Source organism: Amycolatopsis sp. DG1A-15b (assembly GCF_030285645.1).
Taxonomy (GTDB): domain Bacteria; phylum Actinomycetota; class Actinomycetes; order Mycobacteriales; family Pseudonocardiaceae; genus Amycolatopsis.
The window spans coordinates 9,185,005-9,209,463 of the sequence record NZ_CP127296.1 but is presented as its reverse complement, the minus strand read 5'-3'; the positions used below and the strand labels follow the sequence as shown (position 1 = coordinate 9,209,463).

General features: G+C 72.7%; 25 protein-coding genes. 15 read left to right on the top strand and 10 right to left on the bottom strand.

Annotated features, from left to right (window positions below; all coding sequences use genetic code 11):
• Nucleotides 1–48 precede the first annotated feature (48 nt).
• The 7 genes from QRY02_RS42850 to QRY02_RS42820 are packed head-to-tail and all read left to right on the top strand — an operon-like array spanning nt 49 to nt 4,782.
• Nucleotides 49–801 carry a GNAT family N-acetyltransferase gene (locus tag QRY02_RS42850; RefSeq protein WP_285988399.1) on the top strand — a complete coding sequence of 251 codons (753 nt, stop codon included), beginning with the start codon at nt 49–51 and terminating at the stop codon, nt 799–801.
• Nucleotides 798–1,796 carry a 2-phospho-L-lactate transferase gene (cofD, locus tag QRY02_RS42845; protein ID WP_285988398.1) on the top strand — a complete coding sequence of 333 codons (999 nt, stop codon included), beginning with the start codon at nt 798–800 and terminating at the stop codon, nt 1,794–1,796. Before QRY02_RS42850 ends, cofD begins: the two co-directional genes overlap by 4 nt.
• Complete coding sequence (locus QRY02_RS42840; protein WP_285988397.1) at nt 1,723–3,135, top strand: coenzyme F420-0:L-glutamate ligase; 1,413 nt, start codon at nt 1,723–1,725, stop codon at nt 3,133–3,135. The genes cofD and QRY02_RS42840 overlap by 74 nt, the downstream gene beginning before the upstream one ends.
• Entirely contained in the window at nt 3,132–3,677 is a 546-nt protein-coding gene (locus QRY02_RS42835) for an NUDIX hydrolase (protein ID WP_285988396.1), read from the top strand. Before QRY02_RS42840 ends, QRY02_RS42835 begins: the two co-directional genes overlap by 4 nt.
• A 27-nt stretch (nt 3,678–3,704) precedes the next feature.
• Entirely contained in the window at nt 3,705–4,151 is a 447-nt protein-coding gene (locus QRY02_RS42830; RefSeq protein ID WP_285988395.1) for a hypothetical protein, read from the top strand.
• A complete protein-coding gene (locus QRY02_RS42825) occupies nt 4,148–4,513 on the top strand; it encodes a GntR family transcriptional regulator (RefSeq protein WP_285988394.1) in 366 nt (121 codons plus the stop codon). The genes QRY02_RS42830 and QRY02_RS42825 overlap by 4 nt, the downstream gene beginning before the upstream one ends.
• Nucleotides 4,513–4,782 (top strand): hypothetical protein, encoded by a 270-nt coding sequence (locus tag QRY02_RS42820; RefSeq protein WP_285988393.1) that lies wholly within the window; start codon nt 4,513–4,515, stop codon nt 4,780–4,782. The genes QRY02_RS42825 and QRY02_RS42820 overlap by 1 nt, the downstream gene beginning before the upstream one ends.
• A 385-nt stretch (nt 4,783–5,167) precedes the next feature.
• On the opposite strand, the gene QRY02_RS42815 is transcribed toward QRY02_RS42820, so the two are convergent.
• Both QRY02_RS42815 and manB read right to left on the bottom strand, forming a co-directional pair.
• On the bottom strand, nt 5,168–6,064 hold the full coding sequence (locus QRY02_RS42815) for a DNA-3-methyladenine glycosylase family protein (RefSeq protein ID WP_285988392.1): 897 nt from the start codon (nt 6,062–6,064) through the stop codon (nt 5,168–5,170).
• Between the two features lie 4 nt (nt 6,065–6,068).
• A complete protein-coding gene (manB, locus tag QRY02_RS42810) occupies nt 6,069–7,157 on the bottom strand; it encodes a mannose-1-phosphate guanylyltransferase (RefSeq protein ID WP_285988391.1) in 1,089 nt (362 codons plus the stop codon).
• Nucleotides 7,158–7,298: 141 nt separating this feature from the next.
• Here manB and QRY02_RS42805 point away from each other — a divergent pair, with 141 nt between their 5' ends.
• Nucleotides 7,299–7,763: a hypothetical protein gene (locus QRY02_RS42805; RefSeq protein ID WP_285988390.1), complete on the top strand. Its 465-nt coding sequence runs from the start codon at nt 7,299–7,301 to the stop codon at nt 7,761–7,763.
• Here QRY02_RS42805 and QRY02_RS42800 read toward each other — a convergent pair.
• A complete protein-coding gene (locus tag QRY02_RS42800; RefSeq protein ID WP_285988389.1) occupies nt 7,760–8,620 on the bottom strand; it encodes a glycosyltransferase family 2 protein in 861 nt (286 codons plus the stop codon). The two genes, QRY02_RS42805 and QRY02_RS42800, sit on opposite strands and share 4 nt — an antisense overlap.
• A 309-nt stretch (nt 8,621–8,929) precedes the next feature.
• On the opposite strand from QRY02_RS42800, the gene QRY02_RS42795 reads away from it, so the two are divergent.
• Nucleotides 8,930–9,463, top strand: a complete 534-nt coding sequence (locus QRY02_RS42795) for a DUF3800 domain-containing protein (protein WP_285988388.1) — start codon at nt 8,930–8,932, stop codon at nt 9,461–9,463.
• 131 nt (nt 9,464–9,594) lie between these two features.
• On the opposite strand, the gene QRY02_RS42790 is transcribed toward QRY02_RS42795, so the two are convergent.
• Entirely contained in the window at nt 9,595–10,725 is a 1,131-nt protein-coding gene (locus QRY02_RS42790; RefSeq protein ID WP_285994082.1) for a glycosyltransferase family 4 protein, read from the bottom strand.
• A gap of 84 nt (nt 10,726–10,809) precedes the next feature.
• Entirely contained in the window at nt 10,810–11,886 is a 1,077-nt protein-coding gene (locus tag QRY02_RS42785) for a glycosyltransferase family 4 protein (RefSeq protein ID WP_285988387.1), read from the bottom strand.
• A gap of 9 nt (nt 11,887–11,895) precedes the next feature.
• Here QRY02_RS42785 and QRY02_RS42780 point away from each other — a divergent pair, with 9 nt between their 5' ends.
• Genes QRY02_RS42780 through QRY02_RS42770 form a run of 3 tightly spaced genes read left to right on the top strand, consistent with a single transcriptional unit; the run spans nt 11,896 to nt 16,444 of the window.
• Nucleotides 11,896–12,831 (top strand): glycosyltransferase family 2 protein, encoded by a 936-nt coding sequence (locus QRY02_RS42780; protein ID WP_285988386.1) that lies wholly within the window; start codon nt 11,896–11,898, stop codon nt 12,829–12,831.
• A 33-nt stretch (nt 12,832–12,864) separates the two neighbouring features.
• Entirely contained in the window at nt 12,865–15,366 is a 2,502-nt protein-coding gene (locus QRY02_RS42775) for a glycosyltransferase (RefSeq protein WP_285988385.1), read from the top strand.
• On the top strand, nt 15,359–16,444 hold the full coding sequence (locus tag QRY02_RS42770; RefSeq protein WP_285988384.1) for a glycosyltransferase family 4 protein: 1,086 nt from the start codon (nt 15,359–15,361) through the stop codon (nt 16,442–16,444). Before QRY02_RS42775 ends, QRY02_RS42770 begins: the two co-directional genes overlap by 8 nt.
• Here QRY02_RS42770 and rfbD read toward each other — a convergent pair.
• Both rfbD and rfbB read right to left on the bottom strand, forming a co-directional pair.
• Entirely contained in the window at nt 16,430–17,335 is a 906-nt protein-coding gene (rfbD, locus tag QRY02_RS42765; RefSeq protein ID WP_285988383.1) for a dTDP-4-dehydrorhamnose reductase, read from the bottom strand. The genes QRY02_RS42770 and rfbD overlap by 15 nt on opposite strands.
• 5 nt (nt 17,336–17,340) lie before the next feature.
• On the bottom strand, nt 17,341–18,330 hold the full coding sequence (rfbB, locus tag QRY02_RS42760; protein WP_285988382.1) for a dTDP-glucose 4,6-dehydratase: 990 nt from the start codon (nt 18,328–18,330) through the stop codon (nt 17,341–17,343).
• A 138-nt stretch (nt 18,331–18,468) separates the two neighbouring features.
• On the opposite strand from rfbB, the gene QRY02_RS42755 reads away from it, so the two are divergent.
• Together QRY02_RS42755 and QRY02_RS42750 are read left to right on the top strand one after the other, a co-directional pair.
• Nucleotides 18,469–19,998 carry an LCP family protein gene (locus QRY02_RS42755; RefSeq protein WP_285988381.1) on the top strand — a complete coding sequence of 510 codons (1,530 nt, stop codon included), beginning with the start codon at nt 18,469–18,471 and terminating at the stop codon, nt 19,996–19,998.
• 37 nt (nt 19,999–20,035) lie between these two features.
• On the top strand, nt 20,036–21,346 hold the full coding sequence (locus tag QRY02_RS42750; RefSeq protein ID WP_285988380.1) for an LCP family protein: 1,311 nt from the start codon (nt 20,036–20,038) through the stop codon (nt 21,344–21,346).
• Here the strand turns inward: QRY02_RS42750 and QRY02_RS42745 are convergent.
• Nucleotides 21,339–22,175, bottom strand: coding sequence for an NAD(P)H-binding protein (locus tag QRY02_RS42745; protein WP_285988379.1), 837 nt, complete (start codon nt 22,173–22,175; stop codon nt 21,339–21,341). The genes QRY02_RS42750 and QRY02_RS42745 overlap by 8 nt on opposite strands.
• Nucleotides 22,176–22,283: 108 nt before the next feature.
• On the opposite strand from QRY02_RS42745, the gene QRY02_RS42740 reads away from it, so the two are divergent.
• Nucleotides 22,284–22,988 carry a TIGR03089 family protein gene (locus QRY02_RS42740; RefSeq protein ID WP_285988378.1) on the top strand — a complete coding sequence of 235 codons (705 nt, stop codon included), beginning with the start codon at nt 22,284–22,286 and terminating at the stop codon, nt 22,986–22,988.
• Between the two features lie 48 nt (nt 22,989–23,036).
• On the opposite strand, the gene QRY02_RS42735 is transcribed toward QRY02_RS42740, so the two are convergent.
• Together QRY02_RS42735 and QRY02_RS42730 are read right to left on the bottom strand one after the other, a co-directional pair.
• The gene (locus QRY02_RS42735) at nt 23,037–23,477 is read right to left on the bottom strand and encodes a DoxX family protein (protein ID WP_285988377.1); all 441 of its coding nucleotides are present in this window, start codon (nt 23,475–23,477) and stop codon (nt 23,037–23,039) included.
• 114 nt (nt 23,478–23,591) lie between these two features.
• Nucleotides 23,592–24,407, bottom strand: a complete 816-nt coding sequence (locus QRY02_RS42730; RefSeq protein WP_285988376.1) for a DUF1206 domain-containing protein — start codon at nt 24,405–24,407, stop codon at nt 23,592–23,594.
• Between the last annotated feature and the right edge of the window lie 52 nt (nt 24,408–24,459).

Sequence of the window (24,459 nt, the reverse complement as noted above, 5' to 3'; positions counted from 1 at the left end):
GCCGAAATCCGCTCCCGCGACTTTCACCGCCTCCGTCACAATCTAGCGGTGAACGCCCGCGAGAAGCTCGAAATCACCTGCAGCAAAGCATGGCCGCCCCTGGTGGAGGATCCCCTGGGTGAGTGGCGCCTGCGCTGGGCGGACGGTTTCACCGGGCGCGCCAACAGCGCACTCGCCGTCGGCGACCCCGGCCGCCCGTTCGGCGAGGCTCTGCGCGCGGTGTGTGATTTCGCCCACGACCGGGGGATCACCCCGATGGTGCAGGTGGTCCGGGACAGCCCGAACGAACGCGCGATCGCCACGAGCGGGTGGGTGCCGGCCACCGGGCACGGCGCGGGGCACGAAGTCGTGGTGCTCACCGCCCCGCTGACGCCCTCGCCCGGCGTCCCGGGCGTCACGGTGGGCGACGAGCCGGTCCCCGGCTGGTGGGAGCTCGCGCTGCGCCCCGGCGAGGACTCCCCCGCCGCCCGGCAGGTCCTGACCTCCGGAAAGGTCGGCTACGGCGGCGCGACGGCCGAGGGGGTCCTCGCCGGCGTCGTCCGCGGAGCGCTGGTCGACGGCTGGCTGCACGTCGGCCGCCTCGAAGTCACCCCGGTCTTCCGCCGCCGCGGGCTGGCGTCGGCGCTGATGGGCGCCGTGCGGACGTGGGGCGTGGAACACGGGGCGGACCGCGCGGTGTTGCAGGTCGCGGAGGGGAATTCGGGAGCGCTTGCGCTCTACGCGGGGCTCGGCTACGCCCCGCACCACAGATACCGGTACTGGGTGCCCGCACCCGGCTCGTGCGAGGATTCGACGTCGTGAAGATCGTGGTAATGGTCGGCGGAGTGGGCGGGGCCCGCTTCCTGCTGGGTGTCAAGGCGGCTTTGGGCATGGCACCGGAAGGTGCCTCCGACTCCCCGCACGAGGTGACGGCGCTGGTCAACACCGGCGACGACGTCTGGATGCACGGGCTGCGGATCTGTCCGGACCTGGACACCTGCATGTACACCCTGGGCGGCGGGATCGACAAGGAACGCGGCTGGGGGCACTCGGGCGAGACCTGGGTCGTAAAGGAGGAGCTGGCCGCCTACGGCGCCGAGCCGAGCTGGTTCGGCCTCGGCGACAAGGACATCGCCACCCACCTGATCCGGTCTCGGATGCTGCGCGCGGGCTACCCGCTTTCGGCGGTCACCGAGGCCCTGTGCGACCGCTGGCAGCCCGGCGTCCGGCTGCTCCCGATGTCGGACGACCGCGTCGAGACGCACGTCGTGATCGACGACCCGGAGCAGGACGGGCAGCAGAAGGCCGTCCACTTCCAGGAGTGGTGGGTGCGCTACCGCGCCGAGCCGAAGGCCCACTCGATCGTGGCGGTCGGCAACGACGAGGCCAAGCCCGCGCCGGGCGTGCTGGAGGCGATCAAGGACGCCGACGCCGTGCTGTTCGCGCCGTCGAACCCGGTCGTCTCGGTGGGCACCGTGCTGGGCGTGCCCGGTGTCCGGGACGCGCTGCGCAAGACGTCGGCCGGCGTCGTCGGGGTGTCGCCGATCATCGGCGGCAAGGCGCTGCGCGGGATGGCCGACGCGTGCCTGACCGCGATCGGCGTCGAGACGTCGGCCGAGGCGGTGGGCCGGCACTACGGTTCGCGCCAGGCCGACGGCGTGCTCGACGGCTGGCTGATCGCCGAAGGCGAGACGGCGGACGTGCCGGGCGTGACCGTCCGCGACGTCCCGCTGCTGATGTCCGATGTGGACGCGACCGCGGCGATGGCCCGGGCCGCCCTCGAACTGGCTGGAGCCCCCGTTGACCAACACCGCTGACACCCCTGATCACGCTTCCCCCAAGCTGGAGATCCTGCCCGTCACCGGGCTGCCGGAGTTCCGCCCGGGCGACGACCTGACCGGCGCGATCGTGGCCGCCGCGCCCTGGCTGCGCTCCGGCGACGTCCTGGTGGTGACCAGCAAGATCGTCTCCAAGGCCGAGGGCAGGCTCGTGCGCGTGCCGTCGGACCCGGAAGCCCGCGACGCCGAACGCCGGAAGCTCGTCGAGCAGGAGGCCGTGCGGATCGTCGCGCGGATCGCGCGCACCGTGATCACCCAGAACCACCTGGGGATCGTGCAGGCCGCGTCCGGGATCGACGCGTCCAACGTGGCCGGTGACGAGGTCGCGCTGCTGCCCGCCGACCCGGACGCTTCGGCGCTGGCGCTGCGCAACGGGCTGCGGGAGCGGCTCGGCGTCGAGGTCGCCGTCGTCGTCACCGACACGATGGGCCGGGCCTGGCGGATCGGGCAGACCGACGCCGCCATCGGCTCGTCCGGGCTGCGCGTGCTGCACGCCTACCAGGGACAGGTCGACGGGCAGGGCAACGAGCTGGCCGTCACCGAGGTCGCCGTCGCCGACGAGCTCGCCGCGGCCGCCGACCTGGTCAAGGGCAAGCTCGGCGGAACTCCGGTCGCGGTGGTCCGCGGGTTCTTCCCGGAGGACGACGGTTCGACCGCGCGGAACCTGGTCCGCCCGCTGGAGGAGGACCTCTTCCGGCTGGGCGTCAACGAAGCCGTCGCGCAGGGCCGGCGCGAGGCCGTCCCGGCCCGGCGTTCGGTGCGGCACTTCGCGGACGAGCCGGTCTCCCCCACCTCCATCCGGCGGGCGGTGGGTTCCGCGCTGACCGCGCCCGCGCCGCACCACACGCACCCGGTGCGGTTCGTCTGGCTGCGTGACCCCGGCGTCCGGAAGAAGCTGCTCGACGCGATGCGCGAGTCGTGGCAGGCCGACCTGTCCGGCGACGACTTCACGCCGGAACAGATCGCGAAGCGGCTCAGCCGGGGCGACATCCTGTACCGGGCGCCGGAAATCGTCATCCCGTTCCTCGTCCCGGACGGCGCGCACACCTACCGCGACGACCGGCGCAACGACTGCGAGAAGACGATGTTCACCGTCGCCGGCGGCGCCGCGGTCCAGGGCCTGCTGGTCGCACTGGCGGCCGAGGGCCTGGGTTCGTGCTGGATCGGGTCGACGATCTTCGCCGCCGACGTCGTCCGCGAAGTCCTGGGCCTGGACGAGCGCTGGCAGCCGCTGGGCTCGGTCGCCATCGGCGTGCCGCTCACCGAGCCGGAGCCGCGTGGCCCGGCCTTGGCCGGCGACGGGCTGCTGGAACTGTGAGCCTGCACGCGGACGCCGTCACGACGCTTTCGTCGTGGCAGCCTGCGGTCCCTTCCCAGGAGTCGCTGCGGCAGGCCTTCCTCGGTTTCTTGGCTGCTCGTTCTGACAGTTGCGAGCGGTCGTGCGAGGCCGGGCACCTGACGGCGTCGGCGGTCGTGCTGGACCACACCGGCACCCGGGTGCTGCTGACGCTGCACCCCCGGGTCGGGCGGTGGCTGCAGCTCGGCGGCCACTGCGAGCCGTCGGACGCGTCGCTGGCGGGGGCGGCGCTGCGGGAGGCCACCGAGGAGTCGGGGATGTCCGGGCTCCGGATCTCCGCCGAGCCGGTGCACCTGGACGTCCACCCGATCACGTGCTCGCTGGGCGTGCCGACCCGGCACTTCGACGTCCGCTTCGCGGTGCACGCCCCGCCGGGCGCTTCGCCGGTGCGCAGCGACGAGTCCGACGACCTGCGGTGGTGGCCGGCGAACGCGCTGCCCGCGGGGTCGGAAGATCTCGCCGATCTGGTGAAAGCGGCCGTTCCTGTCGGTGCCGGGGGATAACCTGGTTCGCGGACAGGGAGGGACCACATGGCTACACAGTTCCCGGAGCGGGTGCACTACCACTCCGGCGGAGGCGGCGACACCGGCGTGTTCGGGTACATCGTGCTCGGGCTGATCGTCCTGGGCATCATCGTGTTCGTCATCGCGGTGGCGGTGCGGGTGTCGAAGATGCGCCGCGAAGAGGCGATGAAGAACGGCGGGCAGTTCCCGCCGAACCCGAACTTCCCGCCGCAGCAGGGTTTTGCGCAGCAGGGCTTCCCGCCGCCGGGTTCGCCACCACCGGGTTCTCCGCCGCCGTCGCAGGGGTTCGCGCAGCCGGGCTTCGCGCCCGGGTACCCGCCGCCTTCGCCGCAGCAGGGGTTCCCGCAGCAGCCGGGATATCCGCCGGCGCCGCAGCAGTACGCCCCGCAGGGGCCGTCGTTCCCTCCGCAGCAGCAGTTGCCGGGGCCGGGAGCGGGTCCGCAGAGCTGGTGATCGTCCCCTTCGACAGCAGTTCGCCGGTCCCGCCGTTCGAGCAGGTCCGGTCCGGGCTCGCGACGCGGATCAACGACCGGAGCCTGGCCGTCGGCACGAAGCTGCCCACGGTCAGGCAGCTGGCGGCCGACCTGGGAATCGCCCCGAACACGGTGGCGAGGGCCTACCGCGAGCTGGAGGAAGCGGGCTTGATCGAGACGCGCGGCCGAGCGGGAAGCTTCGTCGCGGCGGCGGGCGACCAGAGCCGCCGCCGAGCCCAGCAGGCGGCGGCGGAGTACGCGAAGACCACCCGTAAGCTCGGCCTCGACGACGCCGAGGCGCTGTCGATCGTCCGCGCGGCACTCGACGAGGGGAACGGCTGATGGTGAGCGTGCTGATGCTGCTGATCATCTTGGTGGTGATCGCCGGCATCGTCGGAGTGGTGCTGCTCATCGTCAACGCGAGCAAGCCGAAGCAGCCGCCGTACCCGCCGCAGTACCCCGGGTACCAGCAGCCGGGATACCCGCCGCAGCAAGGCTTTCCGGGCCAGCAGCCACCGGGATACCCGGGTTACCCCGGGCCACAGCAGGGTTATCCCGGCCAGCAGCCGCCGTACCCGCCACCGCCGGGTGGTTATCCCCCGCAGCAGTAGCGCGCAGCCTCCGTAGGCCGCCATCAGAGCAGCGATGCCCCGATGGCGGCCTTCAGGCATTCCGGGGCCGGACGGTGATCGCGCACCGCGATCCGTGGCCCGCAACGCCGCGCTGCAGCAGCCGCCCAGCGCTCGCTGCAGCAGCCCGCCACCGCACATCGGCCCACACCCCCGAGCGCCGAGTCCTGCCCCGCAGCAGCTCGCCGCCGAATCGTTGGCACACGCGCCGCCTCGCCGCCACCCCGCGCCCGCGCCGCGCGCAGCAGCCCGGCTCCGCACACCGCCCCGCAGCAGCTCGCCGCCGAATCGTTGGCACACGCGCCGCCTCGCCGCCACCCCGCGCCGCAGCAGTCCGCCACCGCTCGCCGCCGCAGCTGCGGCGCCGTCACATCGCGCGGTAGTCGCGCAGCTCGATCCGTGGCCCGAACCGCGGCCGGGTGTGCCCGGCCGCCTCCAGATACCTCACCGCCCGCTGCCGCTGCGGGGCGTACGGGGCCAGCACCTCCGCCATTCCCGCGTCGTCGAGCTTCGTGCCCAGCAGCGCGTTCCCCACCATCGACGGGATGTTGTAGTCGCCGAAGCTCACCGCGTCCGGGTCGCCCCAGGCGCGCTGGGCGATCTCCGCCGCCGTCCAGACCCCGATGCCCGGGACCTGGCGCAACCAGTGGCGGCCCTCCAGCCCGCGCAGCTCCACCGCCCGCTCCAGGTGACCGGCGACGCGCGCCGCGTTCAGCAGGGCCGTCCGGCGCTTGATGTCGACCCCCGCGCGGTGCCAGTGCCAGTCCGGCAGCGCCCTCAGCGCCGCCGGTGCCGGCGGCACGCGCAGCCGCTCGGGCGCCGGGCCGGGTGGGCGCGTGCCGAACCGGCGGCACAGCTCGGCCCACGACCGGATCGCCTCCTTGCCCGTCACCTTCTGCTCGAGCACGGCGAGCACCAGCCAGTCCCACACCACCCCGGTCGCGCCGAGCCGCAGGCCGGGGTTCGCCCGCCGGGCCCGCGCGACGACGTCGTGGTGCGCGACGAACCCCGCGTCGTCGTCGTCCGCCCCCAGCAAAGCCGGCACCCCGCTGAGCAGCCGGTCCTTCGCCGAGCCCCAGGCCGCGGCTTCGATGCGGCCGTCCGGATGGCGGCGCAGCGCCAGCGTTCCGGGGCCGTCCGGGGTGTTCGACGCGAGCCAGGTGATGCCGCGCTCGTCGGTGAGGATGTTGAGCGACCCGCGGCCGCGCTTCAGCGGACCCAGGACCCGGCCCAGGTCGACCTCGAACGCGGGACGCCAGAACACCGGGCTACGCGTCGCTCGAAAAGCGGACGGATCCGTCGGGCAGGACGACGTCCGGCCAGACGCGGGCGCCGTCGAGGAGCTCGCAGCCGGCCCCGACGGACACGCCGTCGCCCAGCACCACGCCGCGCAGCACCGCGCCGGCGCCGACGCGGGCGCCGTGCCCGAGCACCGAACGCTCGACGATCGCGCCCTCGGAGACCGCCGCGCCGTCGAACAGGACCGAGCCGTCGATCTTCGCGCCCGAGCCCACCACGGCGGCGACGCCGATCGTCGAGCCGCCGCTGAGCTGGGCGTCTTCGGCCACCGACGCGCCGTCGAGCACCAGGAAGTCGCCGGGGCGGCCGGGCAGCGCCGACGTCGGCGCCAGGCCGCGCACGAGGTCGGCCGAGCCGCGCACGAACGCTTCCGGCGTGCCGACGTCCAGCCAGTAGGACTCGTCGACGAAGCCCTGGATGTGCGCGCCCTGCTCGAGCAGCTGCGGGAACGTCTCGCGCTCGACCGACACCCGCCGTCCGGTCGGGATGGCCTCGATCACCGGACGGCGGAAGACGTAGCAGCCGGCGTTGATCTGGTCGGTCGGCGGGTCCGGCGTCTTCTCGAGGAACGCCTGGACCCGCCCGGTCTCGTCGGTCGGCACCGACCCGAACCGGCTGGGGTCCGGCACGCGCTGCAGGTGCAGTGTGACGTCGGCCTCGGATTCGCGGTGGACGCGCAGCTGCTCGCCGAGGTCCGAGCCGGAGATGATGTCGCCGTTGAAGACGATCACGTGGTCGGCCCGGAGCTTGTCGTACACGTTCCGGATCGCGCCCGCGGTGTCGAGCGGCTCCTCCTCGACCACGTACTCCAGGTCGAGGCCGATGGACTTCCCGTCGCCGAAGTACTCCTCGAACACCTCCGCCCGGTAGCTCGTGCCCAGCACGACGTGCCGGATGCCGGCCTCGCGGATGCGGGAGAACAGGTGACTCAGGTAGGGCGTCCCGGCTGTGGGGAGCATCGGCTTCGGCGCCGACAGCGTCAACGGCCGGAGGCGCGTGCCCTTGCCCCCGACCAGCACGACGGCGTCGACAGCGTCGCTTCGGACCTCGGACGTCACGGAAATCTCCTCTTTTATCACGCACCGCTGAGCGACAAGCCGCGGGAAACCCTGACGGAGGTCGCCCGGAGGGCCTACCCTAGACAGGAAACAGGCGGGCCTTTCCCCAGAGGGCCCCGGGTCAGTCGGGAGGCCGAGGGGATGGACCCCCGCGATCGGGCGGACGCCCTGCTCGCACGAGCCCAGGCGCGCGGTGTGTTCGTCGTGACACCCGACAGCGCAACGTCACCGATGGACTCGTCGAACACCCAGCAGATCCCGCGCGCGCAGATCGACGGGCTCGACCGCAGCCGCGACCCCGACACGACCACGCAGCTGCCGGCGTCGCTGATCGAGGAGAACGACCACCCGCTGGCCGGCTCGGCGCCGACGCGGCGGATGGAGGTCCAGGGCGGCCGCCGCCCGCAGCAGACGACGCCGCTGAGCATGCCGTCGCCGACGACCCCGATGCCCAAGCCGGTGCCCACCCCGCTGGCCCGCCGGCCCCAGGCCGAGCAGGTCACGAGCCCGCTGAAGGAGCCCGATCCGGAGGACACCGGCCTGGTGCCGACGGTGACGCAGAACATCGGCAAGTCCGACCTTTCGCGCCGGCTCGACGGGATCTAGCGGGTCTCCAGCTTCAGCCGCAGCGCGAGGCCGAGCTTCACGGCGGCCAGCACCGGCTTCCAGGCGAGCCCCTGGTGGCGATCGGCGAGGTAGCGGTAGGCGCTGGCGTGGTGCGCCGCGAGCATCTTCTTCGACGCCTGCGAAGTCGAGTGGCCGCCTTCGTGCGTCACCCGCGAGGACGGCGCGTAGACGTTCAGCCAGCCCGCTTTCGCCAGCCGGTCGCCGAGGTCGACGTCCTCGAAGTACATGAAGTAGCGCGTGTCGAAGCCGCCGACGGAGTCGAACGCCTCCCGGCGGAACAGCTGGCACGAGCCGGACAGCCAGCCCGAGGTGCGCTCGGCCGGCGTGCCGCTTTCCTGCCGGTACTGCTTGGTCCAGGGGTTGCCGGGCCAGACCTTCGCGAAGGCGGCGTGCCCGATCCCGCGCCCGAAGGACGGCAGGAGCCGCGCCGAGGGGTAGACCGTGCCGTCGAGATCGTGGATCAGCGGCCCGAAGGCACCGCCGCGCGGCCACCGCCGGGCGACCTCGAGGAGCGCGTCGAGCGACCCGGGCTCCCATTCGAGGTCCGGGTTGACGACGACGACCCAGCCGTAGGAGTCGTCCAGCTCGGCGACGCCCCGGTTCGCGGCGGTCCCGTAGCCGACGTTCTCCCCGATGGTGAGCAGCTGCACGTTCTTCCGGCCGGCGGTGACCCGCTCGAGGGCCCCCTCGACGGACGCGTTGTCCGCGACGACCACCTTGACCTCGCGCTCGGTGGCCTTCTCGAGGGTGTCGAGGAACCGCTCGATGGTGTCCTCGGAGAAGTAGGTCACGGTCACGACGCCGACACCGTCGCCATAGCGGGATTGCTCAGTCACCCGGCCATTGTCCACGCGTCACGCAGGGCAACCCCGCCGCCCCGGGGGCCGTGACGGAAGCGCCGACACGCGTGATCGGGAAGCCGGCACGCGTGATTGCGAGGTCGACACACCGCGCGAGGCCGGTTGTCGCCGTGTCGACCCTTCGATCACACGTGTTGTCCCCTGGATCACGCGTGGCGACCCTCGGAGCACGGTTCAGCGGGTGCGGAGGTGGCGGGACCAGGCTTTCGCCACCCGGAACCAAGTGGTCACGGAAAGTGCCAGCCCGATCGCAGATCGTACCTCAGGCCGCGAGATGATGATGAGATGACGGTGCACGCCTTCGTCGATGAATCAGCCCGCGGCGGCAGCTATTTGCTGTGCGCAACGATCGTGGAACCTGCACACCTGAGCACCACGCGACGCGCACTGACATCACTCCTGCTCCGAGGAGCCCGCGAGCTGCACTTCAAGAAGGAAAAGGAACCTCGCCGCAAGATGCTCATCGACCGGATGGCCGGCATGCCGGTCACCACGCGGCTCTACCGCGGAGCGTGCACCCCCAAGACCGAGGAGGCCGCCCGCCAGCGCTGTCTCACGCTGCTCGCGGAGCACCTGCTCGGGCTGCAGGCTCACCGGCTGGTCCTCGACTCGCGCAACCACCGCGACGGACACGATCGCCAGACCCTGCAGAGAGCGCTGGGCTTCCGGCCGTCAAAAACCGAGCTCACCTACGAGCACGTCGACTCGACCGCCGAACCTCTTCTCTGGGTTTCGGACGCGGTGGCCTGGTGTTTCGGCGCGGGCGGCGACTGGCGGCGACGTGCAGGTCCGGTGATCGCGGACCGCTTCGACCTCTGAAGACACCAAAGACCCCAAAGGCAGCGAAAAGCCCGCGAGACGACCGTCCGGACGCGTCGCGGGCTTTCATACTCGGCCCCACGGGGGCCTCGCACACTCAGTCTACCATCGCTGATCACGGCCTGTACCCGTCAGCGGGTGCGGAGGTGGCGGGACCAGGCTTTCGCGTACGCCTCCCGGTGGCGTTCCGCGGTCGTGGCCCACGAGAACTCCTTCGCGCGCTGCTGGGCGGCCGTTGCCAGCTCGGCGCGCCGTCCCGGGTCCGCCAGCAGCTCACCGAGCGCCGCCGCGACGTCGCCGGCGCCCACGCCGCAGTACGCCACCGCGTCGCCGCCCACCTCCGGGAGCGACAGCCGGCGCGTGGTCAGGACGCACGCGCCGCACGCCATCGCCTCCAGGACCGGCAGCCCGAACCCCTCGCCCAGTGACGGGTACGCCACCAGCTCCGCCCCGCCGAGGAAGCCCGCCAGCGTGCCGAACGGCAGGTAGCCCGCCCGGATCACGCGCAGCCGGTGCGGGACCGCGTCCAGCGCCCGCTCCACCTGGGTGTCCCAGCCCGGCTGGCCGGCCAGCACCAGCGCCGGGGCGTCCGGGCGGCCGGCGACCGCGCGCGCGAACCCGCGGATCAACGCGGGCACGTTCTTGCGCGGCTCCAGCGCACCCAGGAAGGCCACGTACGGCGTCCGCCCCAGGCCGACCGCCGCGCGCGCCGCCGCGACCTCCGCCGGGGACGGCGGGTGGAAGCGCTCGCTGTCGACGCCGTGGTGAATCACTTCCAGGGAAGCGTGCCGGACCGGGCCGACGCGGGCCAGCTCCGTGGCCGTCGCCGCCGAAGGCACCACGCACAGCGTCGCGCGGCGAAGCGCCGTCGCCGTCCACGCGCGGAAGAACCGGGCCTTCACCGACGAGTGCAGCACGGCGTCGGTGAAGAACGTCGCGTCGTGCAGCGTGACCACCGACGCGGCCGACGTCGCGAGCGGCATCGTGTAGTGCGGCGAGTGGACGACGTCCGCGCCGAGCCGGCGGGCCAGCCGCGGCAGGGTCGCTTGTTCCCAGGTCAGGCGGGCCGTGCGGGTGGTCGTGGCCGGCGACGCGGGTACGATGCGCGAGTGCGGCGCCAGCTGGTCGTAGAGCTGCAGGTCGCGGGGCTGGCAGACGACGGTGATCCGCGCCCCGTCCGCGTCGAGGGCAGCGACGAGGGAATCCACGTAGCGGCCGACACCGCCGCGGTCCGCGGGAACCGCGGTCGCGTCGATCAGCACCCGGGGATCGTCGCTCACCCCTGCAGGGTACGGCGGCACCCCCGCGCCATGGTGAGGAACTGGCAAACCGGGCAGGTGAGCGCCTCAGTCGTGGGGCCGCCGGTGGATCGCCCAGACGGCCTCGGCCGCGCGACGCCAGGTGAACGCCTTCGCCCGCTCCCGCCCCGCCCGGGTCAGCTCCGCCGCCCTCGACGGCGAACCGAGCACTTCCCTCAGCGCGGAAGCCAGCGCCGCGGCGTCCCCGCGGGGCACCATGACACCGGCCCCGCCGGCCACTTCGGCCAGCGCCGGGACGTCGGTGTGCACCACCGGCACCCCCGCCGCCATGGCCTCCAGCAGCCCCAGCCCGAACCCCTCGGCGAGGCTCGGCACGGCCAGCACGCCGGCCCGGCGCAGCACGGTCGCCAGCTCGGTGTCGGTCACCTTCCCCAGCACCCGCAGCCGGTCGGCGGGCAGGCCGCGCTCGGCCGCCAGCGCCACCGGGTCGATGCCGCCCCAGCCGGGCTGGCCGGCCAGCACGAGCACCGTGCCCTCCAGCGCCGCGACCGCGTCGACCAGCACGTCGATGCCCTTGCGCGGCTCGATCGTGCCGACGGCCAGCACGTACCGCGCCGGCAGGTCCAGCTCGGCCGAGCCGGAAAGCACCCGCACGCCGTGCGGCACGACGCGCACCGGGACGTCGACGTCGATCAGCACCGCGAGCTCGTCGGCGACCGCCCGCGTCGGCACGACCAGCCCGGACGCCCGCCGCGCGGCCCGCGCGATCATCGACCGGTGCCAGCTCACCCCGCGCGCGGTGAGCGTCTCGGGGTGGGTCCACGGCACGGTGTCGTGCACGGTCACGCTCAGCGTCTTCCCCGCCGGAGCGCGCGGCGGCGCGAAGGGCGTCGGCGCGTGCACCGCGTCGCCGCCCGGCCACCAGCGCAGGCCCAGCTGCCACGCGGCGACCAGCGCCCGCGGCGGGATCCGCAGCACGCGCGGGCCGTCGACGCCGGCCACGCGGGCCGCTTCGACATCGGCGTGCCGCGCGACCACGGTGGACACCGTCCAGCCCGGCGGGGCGGTCTTCGCGAGCGCGGGGAGCAGCTCGGCCGTGTAGCGCCCGGTGCCACCGGGCACGGGCGCGAGGAGCTGCTCGGCGAGCACGACCAGTTCGGGCACGCGGCTATTGTGCGGGACGTGACCGCGAATCCCGCCACCACGGTGGTAGTCGTGACCTGGCGGGGCGCCGGGCACATCACGGCCTGCCTCGACGCGCTCGCCGCGCAGACGCGTCCACATCGGACGCTCGTGGTCGACAACGCCTCCGGCGACGGCACCGCCGCCCTGCTCGCGGCCCATCCTTCGCGTCCGGAAGTGCTCCGCCTCCCGCGCAACACCGGCTACGCGGGCGCCCTCGCCGTCGCCCTCGAAAAGGTTCAGACCCCGCTCATGGCGTGGCTGAACGACGACGCCGAACCCGCGCCGGACTGGCTCGCGACACTGGAGGACACCCTCGAAAAGGCGCCGCTGGCCGCCGCGGCGACGTCCCGGCTCGTGCGCCGCGACGGCACCACGCAGTCCGCCGGCGTCCGGTTGACCGCCGACGGCCACGGCGCCGACGTCACCGAGCCCGCCGGGGAGGTGTTCGGCTTCTGCGGCGGCGCGGCGCTGCTGCGCACCGACGCGCTGAAGAGCGTGCACGGCGTCCCGGCCGGATTCTTCTGTTATTACGAGGACACCGACACCGCGTGGCGGCTGCGGCTGGCGGGGTGGGACGTCGTCGCGGCGCCGGACGCCCGCGCCCGGCACGCCCACGGCGTCAGCAGCGAGCTGGGCTCGCCGGAGTTCCACCGCTGGAACGAACGCAACCGGCTGCTCATGCTGCTGCGCTGCGCGCCCCGCGGCGTCGCGGTGAACCAGCTGCTCCGGTTCGCCGTGTTGACAGCGGTGCTGCCGCTGCGCCCCGGGCGGCCGGCGGCGGCGAACTTCCGCTTCGGCCTGCGCTGCCGGGTGCTCGCCGAAGTGGCCGGGCGGCTACCTGCGACGTTGCGGGCCCGCCGCAAGATCACCCGCCGCGCGGCGCTCGGCCGAGGCGCGGTCTGGGAGGCATGGGCAGGCCTTTAAGCTTGCGCCAGGATCGACGACGAGGAGCTGGCTTTGGCGCAGGGGGATCCGCAACCGCTCGTCTCGGTGATCGTGGTGAACTACCACGGCGCCGACGACACGATCACCTGCCTGCGCGCGCTCGCCGAGCACGACTACCCCGAGCTCGAGCTGATCTGCGTCGACAACTCGGACGAAGCCGCGCGCATCCGCGAAGCCGTCCCCCAGGCCCAGGTCGTCGAGGCCGGCCGCAACACCGGGTTCGCGGGCGGCTGCAACCTCGGCGCGAAGCACGCGAAGGGCACCGTCCTCGGCTTCCTCAACAACGACGCCCGCCCGGCACCCGGCTGGGTCTCCGCCGCCGTCGCCGAGCTGCGCGCCCAGCCCCGCGTCGCCGCCGTGGCCAGCAAGGTCCTCGACTGGGAAGGCACCGGCACCGACTTCGTCGACGGCGGGCTGACCTGGTTCGGCATGGGCTACAAGCGCCACGCCGGCTCGCCGCTGGCCGACGTCCCGGCCGCCGAGCACGAGGTCGCGAAGGACGTCCTGTTCGGCACCGGCTCCGCGATGTTCGTCCGGGCGAGCGTGTTCGCCGAGCTCGGCGGCTTCGACGAGCGGTTCTTCATGTTCTACGAGGACGTCGACCTCGGCTGGCGGCTCAACCTGCGCGGCTGGCGCGTCCGGTACGTCCCGGAGTCGCTGACCTATCACCGCCACCACGGCACCATGGCGTCGGTCGACGCACCCGAGACCGGCCGCGAGACTTTCCTGCTGGAGCGCAACGCCCTGGCCGCGCTGTACAAGAACCTCTCCGACGAGACCCTGGCCCGCGCGCTGCCCGCGGCGCTCGCCCTGGCGGTGCGCCGGGCCACCGCGCGCGGCGAGCTCGACGCGACCCAGCTCGACCTCGAACACGGCGTCGGCCCGATCGAGTCCGGCGACGTCGCCATCCCCCGCACCACGCTCGCCGGGCTGCTGGCCATCGACCAGTTCGTCGAGCAGCTGCCCTCGCTGGCCGCGTCCCGCGCGGTCGAGCAGGCGGCCCGCGTCCGCACCGACGCCGACCTGCTTCCCTTGCTGCGCAAGGCTTTGGAGCCCGCCTACCCGCTGCCGCGCTACCTGGCCGCGCACGACATCCTCGTCGAGGCGTTCGGCATCGAGAAGGCCTTCGGGCAGCGCCGGAAGATCCTGGTGCTCACCGGCGACGCGCTCACCGAGCGGATGGCGGGCCCGGCGATCCGCGCCTGGAACATCGCCCTCGCGCTCGCCGCGGAGCACGACGTCCACCTCATCACCACGAACCCCCTCGCGACCCCGCCGCCGGCACCGTTCCGGGTGAGCGCGGGCAAGCACCGCGAGCTGGACGCGCCGATCGCCTGGGCCGACGTCGTCGTCCTGCAGGGTCACGTGCTGGAGCTGGCGCCGTCGCTGAAGAAGCAGCACAGCGGCAAGATCGTCGTCGCCGACCTGTACGACCCGATGCACCTGGAGCTGCTGGAACAGGGCAAGGGCGTGGCCGACGACCAGCGCACGGCCGACCTCGCCGGCGTCACCCGCGTCCTCGACGCCCAGCTCGAACGCGGTGACTTCTTCCTCTGCGCGTCCGAGCGGCAGCGGCACTTCTGGCTGGGGCACCTGGCCGCGATGGGCCGGCTTTCACCGCGGCTCTACGACGCCGACCCGACGACGCAGTCGCTGCTCGCGGTCGTTCCCTTCGGCCTGCCGCCGGAACCGCCGGTGCGCACCGGGCCGGGGCTGCGCTCGTCGCTGGGCATCGGCGGCACCGACCACGTCGTGCTGTGGGCGGGCGGGGTGTACAGCTGGTTCGACCCGCTGACCCTGGTCCGCGCGATCGACAAGCTGCGCCGCCGCCGCGGCGACGTCCGGCTGGTGTTCCTCGGCATGAAGCACCCGAACCCCGAGGTCGCCGAGATGGACATCGGCGCGCGGACGATCCGGCTGGCGGATTCGCTGGGGCTGACCGGCAAGCACGTCTACTTCAACGAGCAGTGGGTGCCCTACCACGAGCGCCAGAACTGGCTGCTCGACGCGAACTGCGGCGTCACCACGCACTACGAGCACGTCGAGACGACGTTCGCCTTCCGCACCCGCGTGCTGGACTACCTGTGGGCGGGGCTGCCGATCGTCACCACCGACGGCGACGCGTTCGCCGACCTGGTCCGGACGGAGAAGCTCGGCGTCGTCGTCCCGGCCGAAGACGACGCCGCGCTGGCCGACGCACTCGAAAAGGCGTTGTACGACGAGGAGTTCGCCGCGGGCTGTGTCGAGCGGCTCGCCGTCGTCGCGCAGCGGTTCGCGTGGCCCGAGGCGCTGAAGCCGCTGGTGGAGTTCTGCCGCGACCCGCGGCCGGCGGCCGACCGGCTGCCCGGATCGGCGGACCTGGTGACGACGCCGCCGGTCCGCGGCCGGGCCATGCTGCGGCGGGACGTGGACCTGATCCGCGAGTACCTCGACGCGGGCGGGCCCGGCGAGCTGGCGCGGCGCGTCGGTGGCCGGGTTTTGAAGGTCGCGAAGCAACGGCTCCGCCGTGGCTAGGTCACTGAGCGTCCTCCTCGACGGCACCCCGCTGCTCGGCGCGCGCACCGGGATCGGCCGGTACACGTCCGCGCTGATCGAAGAGCTGGTGTCGATCCCGGAGGTCGACACCCGCGCGGTGGCGTTCACGCTGCGCGGCTGGCGGCGGCTGCGGCACGTGCTCCCGTACGGCGCCCGCGCCCGCGGGATGCCGGTGGCGGCGCGGCTGCTGCGGATGGCGTGGCTGCGTTCGGACTTCCCCCCGGTCGAGGTGTTCGCCGGCCCGACGGACGTGGTGCACGGCACGAACTTCGTGCTGCCGGGCCGCTTCCGCGCGGCGGGCGTGGTGACGATCCACGACCTGGCCTTCTTGGACAACCCGGAAGAGCTCGCCCCGAGCGACAAGGACCTCCCGGCCCTGGTCCGCCGCGGCGCGCGCCGGGCGAACGTCATCTGCACCCCGACCGCGGCGGTCGCGGACGCGGTGGCGGAGCGCCTCGACGTCGCCCGCGACAAGATCGTGGTGACGCCGCTGGGCGTGAACCCGGCGTGGTTCACGGCCCGCCCGCCGGACGACGAGCGCCGGGCGCGGCTCGGGCTGCCGGCCCGGTACCTGCTGTTCGCCGGCGCCGCGGGGCCGCGGAAGGGCCTGGACTGGCTGGCCAGGGCCCACGACTCGGCACCGGACCTGCCGGACCTGGTGTTCGCGGGCCCGGGTCCGTTCCCCCGTGGCGCGCGGCGGTGCCAGACCGGCTACCTGTCCGATGTGGACTTGCGAACGGTGGTGGCGGGCGCGTCGGCGCTGGTGCTGCCCTCGCGCGACGAGGGCTTCGGGCTGCCGGTGCTGGAGGCGATGGCCTCGGACGTCCCGGTGGTCTGCACGGACATCCCGGCGCTGCGCGAGGTGGCGGGCGAATGCGCCAGCCTGGTCCCGTACGGCGACGTGGACGGCCTGGCGGAGGCGTTGCGGACGGCGGTGACGGACCCGCACGCGGTGGCGACCTCGGCGTCGAGGCGTGCGCACGCGGCGAACTTCACGTGGCGCACGTGCGCGGAGCTGACGGTGGGCGCCTACCGGCTGGCCTCAGGGCGTCACTGACCCCGCGGCGAAGTAGGCGGCCAGCGCCTCTTCCCACGACCGCATCGGGGTCAGCCCCGCCGCCAGCCACGACGCCGGGGAGAGCACCGAGTACGCCGGACGCACCGCCGGGCGGGGGAACTCCGCCGTCGTGCACGGCCGAACCCGGGACGGGTCCGCCCCCAGGTGCTCGAAGACCGCGCGCGCGAACCCGCACCAGCTCACCGAACCCGCGTTCGTGCAGTGCAGGATCCGCTGCGACGGCCCCTCGCCGGCGGCCACCCGGGACGCCAGCTCGAGCAGGGCCGCCGCCAGGTCGGCCGTCCACGTAGGACCGCCGACCTGATCGTCCACAACGGACAACATGTCCCGGGAAGACTCCAGGGCGGCCATGGTCTTCACGAAGTTCGACCCCGACTTGCCGTACAGCCAGGCCGTCCGCACCACCCACGACGACGCCCCCGAGCCGAGCACCGCGTCCTCGCCCGCCGCCTTCGTGCGGCCGTACGCCGACCGCGGCCCCAGCTCGTCCGAAGGCTCGTACGGCGCCGAAGCGTCACCCGGGAACACGTAGTCCGTCGAGACGTGGATCAGCGGCACCCGCCGGGACGCGCACGCCGCCGCGAGCACCCGCGGCCCGTCGGCGTTCACGGCGAACGCGCGCTCCTCGTCGGTTTCCGCCGCGTCGACCCCCGTGTACGCCGCCGCGTTGACGACCACCGGCGCCGAACCCGTTTCCCGCGCGCGCTCGGCCAACGCCCCCACCGCGGCCAGCACCTGGCCCGTCTGCGTCACGTCCAGCTCGGCCGAACCCGGGGCCACGACGTCCACCGAAGGGGACGCCAGCGCGGCGAGATCCCGGCCGAGCTGCCCGGAACCCCCGGGCACAAGCACCGTCAGCGGCACGAGCACTTCCTCTATTTCTTCAGCGCGGCCCGCCCGGCCAGCGGCTCCCACCACGCGCGATTGTCCCGGTACCACGCCACTGTCGCGGCGAGACCGTCCTCGAAGGAGACGCGCGGAGCGTACCCCAGCTCCCGGCTGATCTTCGTGATGTCCACCGAATACCGGCGGTCGTGGCCCTTGCGGTCCTCGACCGGCTCGACGCTGTCCCAGCTCGCGCCGACCGCCTCCAGCAGCTTCTCCGTCAGCGAACGGTTGGTCAGCTCGGTACCGCCGCCGATGTTGTAGATCTCGCCCGGCCGCCCGCCGTCGGCGACCAGCTGGATGCCGTGGCAGTGGTCGTCCACGTGCAGCCAGTCACGGACGTTGAGCCCGTCGCCGTAGAGCGGCACCTTCCCCCCGTCGAGCAGGCTGGTGACGAACAGCGGGATGACCTTTTCCGGGAACTGGTACGGACCGTAGTTGTTGGAGCACCGGGTGATGCACACCGGCAGCCCGTGGGTGCGGAAGAACGACCGGGCCACCAGGTCGGACGACGCCTTCGACGCCGAATACGGCGAATTCGGCTCCAGCAGGTGGTCTTCGGTCCACGAACCGTGCTCGATCGAGCCGTACACTTCGTCGGTGGACACGTGCACGAACTTGCCGACGCCGGCTTCCAGGGCCGCCTGCAGCAGGTTCTGCGTGCCGAGCACGTTCGTCAGCACGAAGTCGGCCGAGCCGAGGATCGATCGGTCCACATGGGACTCCGCCGCGAAGTGCACGACGAGGTCCACGCCCGTCATCACTTCGGTGACCAGCGCTGTGTCGCAGATGTCGCCGCGGACGAACTTGAGCCGCGGGTCGGCGGCGACCGGGGCCAGGTTGGCCTCGTTGCCCGCGTACGTGAGTTTGTCCAGCACGACCACCTCGGCGTCGCCCAACGCCGGGTAGGCGCCGGTCAGCACCTGCCGGACGTAGTGCGACCCGATGAAGCCGGCACCACCGGTGACCAGGACCCGCATCTTCCCGCCTTTCCTCACACCCCCGGACGGGGCAATCCGCCCCCAGCCTACGGAGGTCCCACAACACCCTCAGTAGAGTCTTGGTGGGAGACACGCTGGTGTCCTGGGGGAAGCACGGGGTCACAGGGGAGGAAGCGCGTGACCGAACAGGCTGCGCCGATCATCCCGGCACGCCCGAGGCGGGACACCAGCCGCGGTGCCGCGGTCTTCGCCCGCCGCGGCGGCAAGGTCGTGGTTTCCCTGCTGTCGGTGGTCGTCCTGGCCCTGACCTGGTACGGCTGGCAGTTCATCGGCGACCCCAACACCGGTCTGACCACCACGAACGTCTTCGCCGACACCGAGGCGCACGCGAAGCCGCTCGACGGCGCGGTCGACATCCTCCTGGTCGGGCAGGACAGCCGCACCGACGCGCAGGGCAACCCGCTGCCGCGCGAGGTGCTGGACATGCTGCACGCCGGCGTCTCCGACGGCGAGCTGAACACCGACACGATGATCCTCGTGCACATCCCGCAGAACGGGAAGCACGCGATCGCGGTCTCGTTCCCCCGCGACTCGTGGGTGGAACTGGCCGGTGGCTTCGGCAAGCACAAGCTGAACAGCGCGTTCGTCTACGCGTACACGGACACTTACCGCGCGTTGCAGCGCCAGGGCATGACCGACCTCAAGGAAGCCGACGCGCAGGCGAAGGTCGCCGGGCGGAAGAACCTCATCGCCACGCTCGAGAAGTTCATCGGCAAGCCGGGCATGATCGACCGCTACGCCGAGGTCAACCTGGCGAGCTTCTACGAGATCACCAAGTCCATCGGCGGCGTCGAGGTCTGCCTCAAGGGCCCGGTCAAGGAAACGAAGTCCGGCGTCGACCTGCCGGGCGGCCGCCAGACCATCGAAGGCGTGCAGGCGCTCGCCTTCGTCCGCCAGCGTTACGGCCTGCCCAACTACGACCTCGACCGGATCGCCCGCCAGCAGGCGTTCCTCTCCGGCCTGGCCCGCAAGGTGATCTCGACCGACGTGCTGACCAGCCCGGTGAAGATCGCCGACCTGGTGGCGGCCGTGAAGAAGTCCGTCGTGCTGTCGCAGGGCTGGGACCTGACGGAGTTCGCCGCGCAGATGCGCGGCCTGACCGGCGGCAACATCGAGTTCCACACCATCCCCACCCTGGGCAACGCGAACATCGGCGGCGCCGACGTGCTGCGCGTCGACCCGGCCCAGGTGGCGGCGGAGGTGGCGCGGCTGACGTCGGACGGCAGCACCCCGGCGGCCCCGACGTCGACGCAGCTGCCCGGCGCGAACGCCGTCACGGTCGAGCTGTTCGACGGCTCGGGCTCGCCGTCGCTGGCCGGCCAGACGCACACGATGCTGCAGGGCAAGGGCTTCACACTCGCCGCCGACCAGCGGCTGGGTGCACGCAACACCACGGTCGTCCGGTACAACCCGGCCGACGACACCGCGCTGGGCCTGGTCAAGCAGGCGCTGGGCACCGGGGTGCAGGCCGAGCCGGACCGGGACGTCCCGGCCGGGCACGTACGCGTGCTGCTGGGCAAGGACGTGCGGAACTCGGCCGCCGGCGCCGGTGGCGCGCCGACGTCGACCGCGGTCAAGCCGCCGGCGGTTTCTTCCACCCCCGCCGCACCGCCGATCACGGCGGGCGACGTTCCCTGCGTCAACTAGACTGCGTACGCAGGGTGTTCGGGGGAGGTAGGCCAGCGTGGCAGACGAGCAGGAAGAACCGGAGGCTACGGCCGAGCCGGTGACAGAGGGCGACGGCGACGACTGGAAGCCGTCGCCGTTTCCGCGGCAGGCGCCTGCTCCAGCGCCGTCGCGGATGCGGCGCGTGGGCCGGGCGAGCCGCCGGGTCGCGGTCGGCCTGGTGTCGCTGCTCGCGCTGGGTGCCAGCGGCTACGTCTACGTCACCAAGGACCAGCTGCAGAGCACGGTCCCGACGACCGACGCGCTCACCCCGCGGGCCGGCGAGCCCGCACCGCCGCCCGCGGACGACGGCGCGGACGACATCCTGCTCGTCGGCAGCGACGCGCGCACGGACGCCCAGGGCAACGCGTTGCCGGCGCGGGTGCTCCGGCAGCTGCGCACCGAGGCCAACGACGGCGCGGTGAACACGGACACGATGATCGTGCTGCGGGTGCCGAAGAACGGCGGCAAGCCGTCGGCGGTCTCGATCCCGCGCGACACGTGGACGGCCATCCCGGGCCGCGGCGAGGCGAAGATCAACTCGGCGTACGGCATCGCGAAGGCCCACTTCGCGCAGGCGTTGCGCGGGCAGGGCGAGCGCGACCAGGCGAAGATCGAGCGCGACTCCGACACCGAGGGCCGCCGGGTGCTGGTGCAGGCGGTGCAGGACCTGACGCAGGTGCGGATCGACCACTACGCGGAGATCAACCTGCTGGGCTTCTACCTGCTGACCGAGGCGCTCGGCGGCGTCAAGGTGTGCTTGAACCACGCGACCGAGGACAAGGATTCGGGCGCGAACTTCCGCCGCGGCGAGCAGACGGTCTCGGGCGGCGAGGCGTTGTCGTTCGTCCGGCAGCGGAAGAACCTGCCGCGCGGCGACCTGGACCGGATCGTGCGGCAGCAGGCGTTCCTGTCCTCGGCACTGCACCAGCTGCTTTCGGCGGGCACCCTGACCAGCCCGGGCACGCTGAACGACCTGATGGACGCGGTGCACCGGTCGTTGACGCTGGACCCGGGCCTCGACCTGCTGCAGTTCGCGCAGCAGGCCAGGGGGATCGCCTCGGGTGACCTGGCGTTCGCGACGATCCCGGTGGTCACGGCGAACGGCCGGAGCGCGGACGGGCAGAGCATCGTGCAGGTCGACCTGAAGGCGGTCCGCGAGTTCGTCGCCGGCCTGGCGGGCCGCCCGGCGCCGGCCGCGGCCCAGGCACCCGGCGGCAGCTCGGCCGCGGTCCCCACCTCCGCGGCCGGCGGCGGCTCGGGCAGCGGCGCCGCCCCCGCCGCGGCGCCGCTGCTCCGGGACTCGCCCGGCGTTCCCTGCGTCAACTGAAGTCGGCGCGGTGGTCCTCCACCCACTGCCGGTACGTCCGCGGCGCGTGACCGGTCACCTCGCGCACCACGTCCGTCACCACCGACGGCTCTCGCAACGTCCGCTCCCAGGCCCCGAGGACCGACGCCGGCACATCCGCCGGCCAGCCCAGCGCCAGCATGCGCTCGATCGTCTGCTCCTTCGTCAGTTCTTCGACCCGCAGCGGCCGGCCGAGGACGTCCGCGAGCACCGCGGCCTGCTCGCGGAACGAGATCGGCTCCGGGCCGGTCAGCGCGAGCGACTGCCCGTCGTGTGAGCCGTCGATCAGGATCCGGGCCGCGACGTCGGCGATGTCCCGCTCGTGGATCGACCCGGTCCGCGAGTCCGGGTACGCCGTGCGGACCACGCCTTCCGCGATGTCCGCGCGCCAGGCCAGCGTGTTCGTCGCGAAGGCGCCCGGGTTCAGCGCCGTGGAAGCGAACGATCCCGCGGCCAAGGCCTGCTCGACCGCGCGGTGCAGGCCCGCGATCCGGCTCTGTGCGGCGTCCGGTTCGAGCGTCGCGGCCGACGACAGCAGGACGACGTTCCGCACGCCCGCCGCTTCGGCCGCCTTCACGAATCCTTCGATGCCCTGTGGCCGCGTGTACAGGAAGGCCGCAGAGACGCCGTCGAGCGCGGGCTCCAGCGTCGAGGCGTCCTCCAGGTCCGCGCTCACCTTCGCGACGCCGTCCGGAACGTCGAGCTTCGCGGCGTCCCGGCTCGACGCCCGGACGTCCTGACCTGCGGCGACGAGCGCGTCGACCACCGCGCGTCCGACGTGTCCGGTGGCCCCGGTGACGAGAATGGTCATGATGCTCCCCAGCTTCCGAGATAAATTTGCTTTCAAAGCAAACGTACTGAGGTCGATCATCCGGTGTCAACCGGCGCCGCGCGCGGTCCGCGCTTTAGCCTTGTCCCCATGAGCCTGACCGACGAGCTGCTGCGCCCGCTGCCGGCCGCCCAACCGTTGATCACCCACTACGACGACCAGCTCGGCAGCCGCGTCGAGCTGTCCGTCGCGACCACCGCCAACTGGGCGGCGAAGACGGCCAACTGGCTGACCGAGGAGTTCGACGTCGAGCCCGGTGACGCCGTGGCGGTGCAGCTCCCGGCGCACTGGCAGACCGTAGGCGTGCTGCTCGGGGCGTGGTGGTGCGGGGCGCGGGTCGTGTCCGACGGCGCCGGCGCGCGGGTGGCGTTCGTCGGGCCGGACGACCCGGAACCGACCGGCGCGGCGGCCACCGCCGTCGTGACGCTGGACCCGATGGGCCGCGGCCTCGCCGAGCCGCCGGGCGGCGGCGCGTTCGACTACCTGACCGAGTCGCGGCTGGCGGGCGACCAGTACCGCCCGCTCTTCCCGATCCCGGGCACCACGGCCGCGCTCTTCGAGTCCACTGTGGACGAGGTGCTGGCCGAAGCCAGGGCCCGCGCCGCGAAACTCGGCCTCACCGCGGCAGACCGGGTGCTGTCGACCCGGGACTGGAGCGGGCCGGAGGGCATCCTCGACGGCCTGCTCGTCCCCCTGGCCGCGGGCGCCCACCTGGTGCACGTCAGCAACGCGGATCCGGCGAAACTCGCCTCCCGCCGTGACGCGGAACGCACCACGGCGGACCTCCCGGCATAACAGCGTGAAGGCCACCTCGGCGAGGTGGCCTTCACACTTCTCACGGGGTCAGGCGTCCTGCAGTTCGCCGACCTCGGCGTCGCGACGGGCACGCTTGCGGCCCCACAGCAGGTGGTCGAGCGAGAGCCGGCCACCGTTGAAGCCCAGGGCGAGCCCGGCGAGCGCCAGCACCAGAACCAGCTCGTAGCCGCCCTGGCCGGTCAGGCCGTTGTCGACGTGCACCGAAAGGAGCGCACCGACCGAGATGACGACGTAGCCGATGCCGACGAGCGGCAGCAGGAAGCCGATGATGAAGGCGACCGAGCCGAGGATTTCGACGGTCATCGCGAAGACCGCGGCGGCTGTGGGCAGCGGGATGCCCGTCATCGCGAAGAACTTCGCCGTGCCGTCGATGCCGTTATTCCACTTCTGGAGCCCGTGCGCGAGGAAGACGACCGCGACGCCGATCCTCCCCAGCAACAGGGCCACGTCCTTGAATCGTCCGAACATCGGTTTCAGCTCCCGGGTAGGTGAATATTCAACTGACCCGACCCAAAGTAGGGCACCGGGCACCTTGATCCGAAGCTCCGGACGGTGATCGACAGGAAACCGACAGGCACCTTCTCAGCGCTTGTGCGCCCAAGCGGCCGGGAAGCAATAGACCCCGAACGCGGCGAGCCCCAGGGCCACCACGGTCAGCAGCGCGGTGCCGAAGGGCTGGGCGGCGAGCGTCTTGAGCGCGGCGTCCAGGCCGCCCGCCTTGTGCGCGTCGGCGTTGAACCCGGCGATGGCCAGCAGGATCGCGACGACGGCGAGGACGACCCCCTTGGCGAGGTAGCCGGTGGTGCCCAGCCAGCCGACCCAGCGGCGCGACTTGGCCGGTAGCTCGGTCGTGTTGAGGTCTTCGAGGAACTTCTGTTTCACACCCTTGATCCCGGCGGCGATCGCCACCCCGAGGATGGCCACCGCGACGAGGACCACCAAGGCGGGCCCGGCCGGCAGCGACAGCAGCTTACCGGTGAACTCCTGCTGCTTCTGGCTGCTCGACCCACCGCTGCTGCTGCCGGTGGCGAGCCGGACGGCGGTGAAGCCGAGCACGAGGACGACGACACCGCGGGCGGCGGCGCCGATCCGCTTGCGCGTCCGCTTGCCGCCGCTGACCCAGTCGTAGCCGGTGGCGGCCATCAGGAACTGCCACAGCCCGAAGAGGACCAGCCCGATGGCGACGACCCAGAGCAGGACCTGCCCGAACGCCGACGAGCCGATCTGCTCCAGTGCACCCTTCTGGTCCGCCTGCTCACTGCTGCCGAAGGCGACCTGCAGGGCGAGGTAGGCGAGCACGAGGTGCACGACCCCGTAGCACGCCATGCCGACCCGGCCGAGCAGTTGCGCGGTGTTGCTCTTCTCGCCTCGTTCGGCGGTGGCCTCTGTCCGGTTCATGCCTTCTAGGTACCCAATCCGATCCATGATCGGCTGCGCCGGGTGGCGCAAC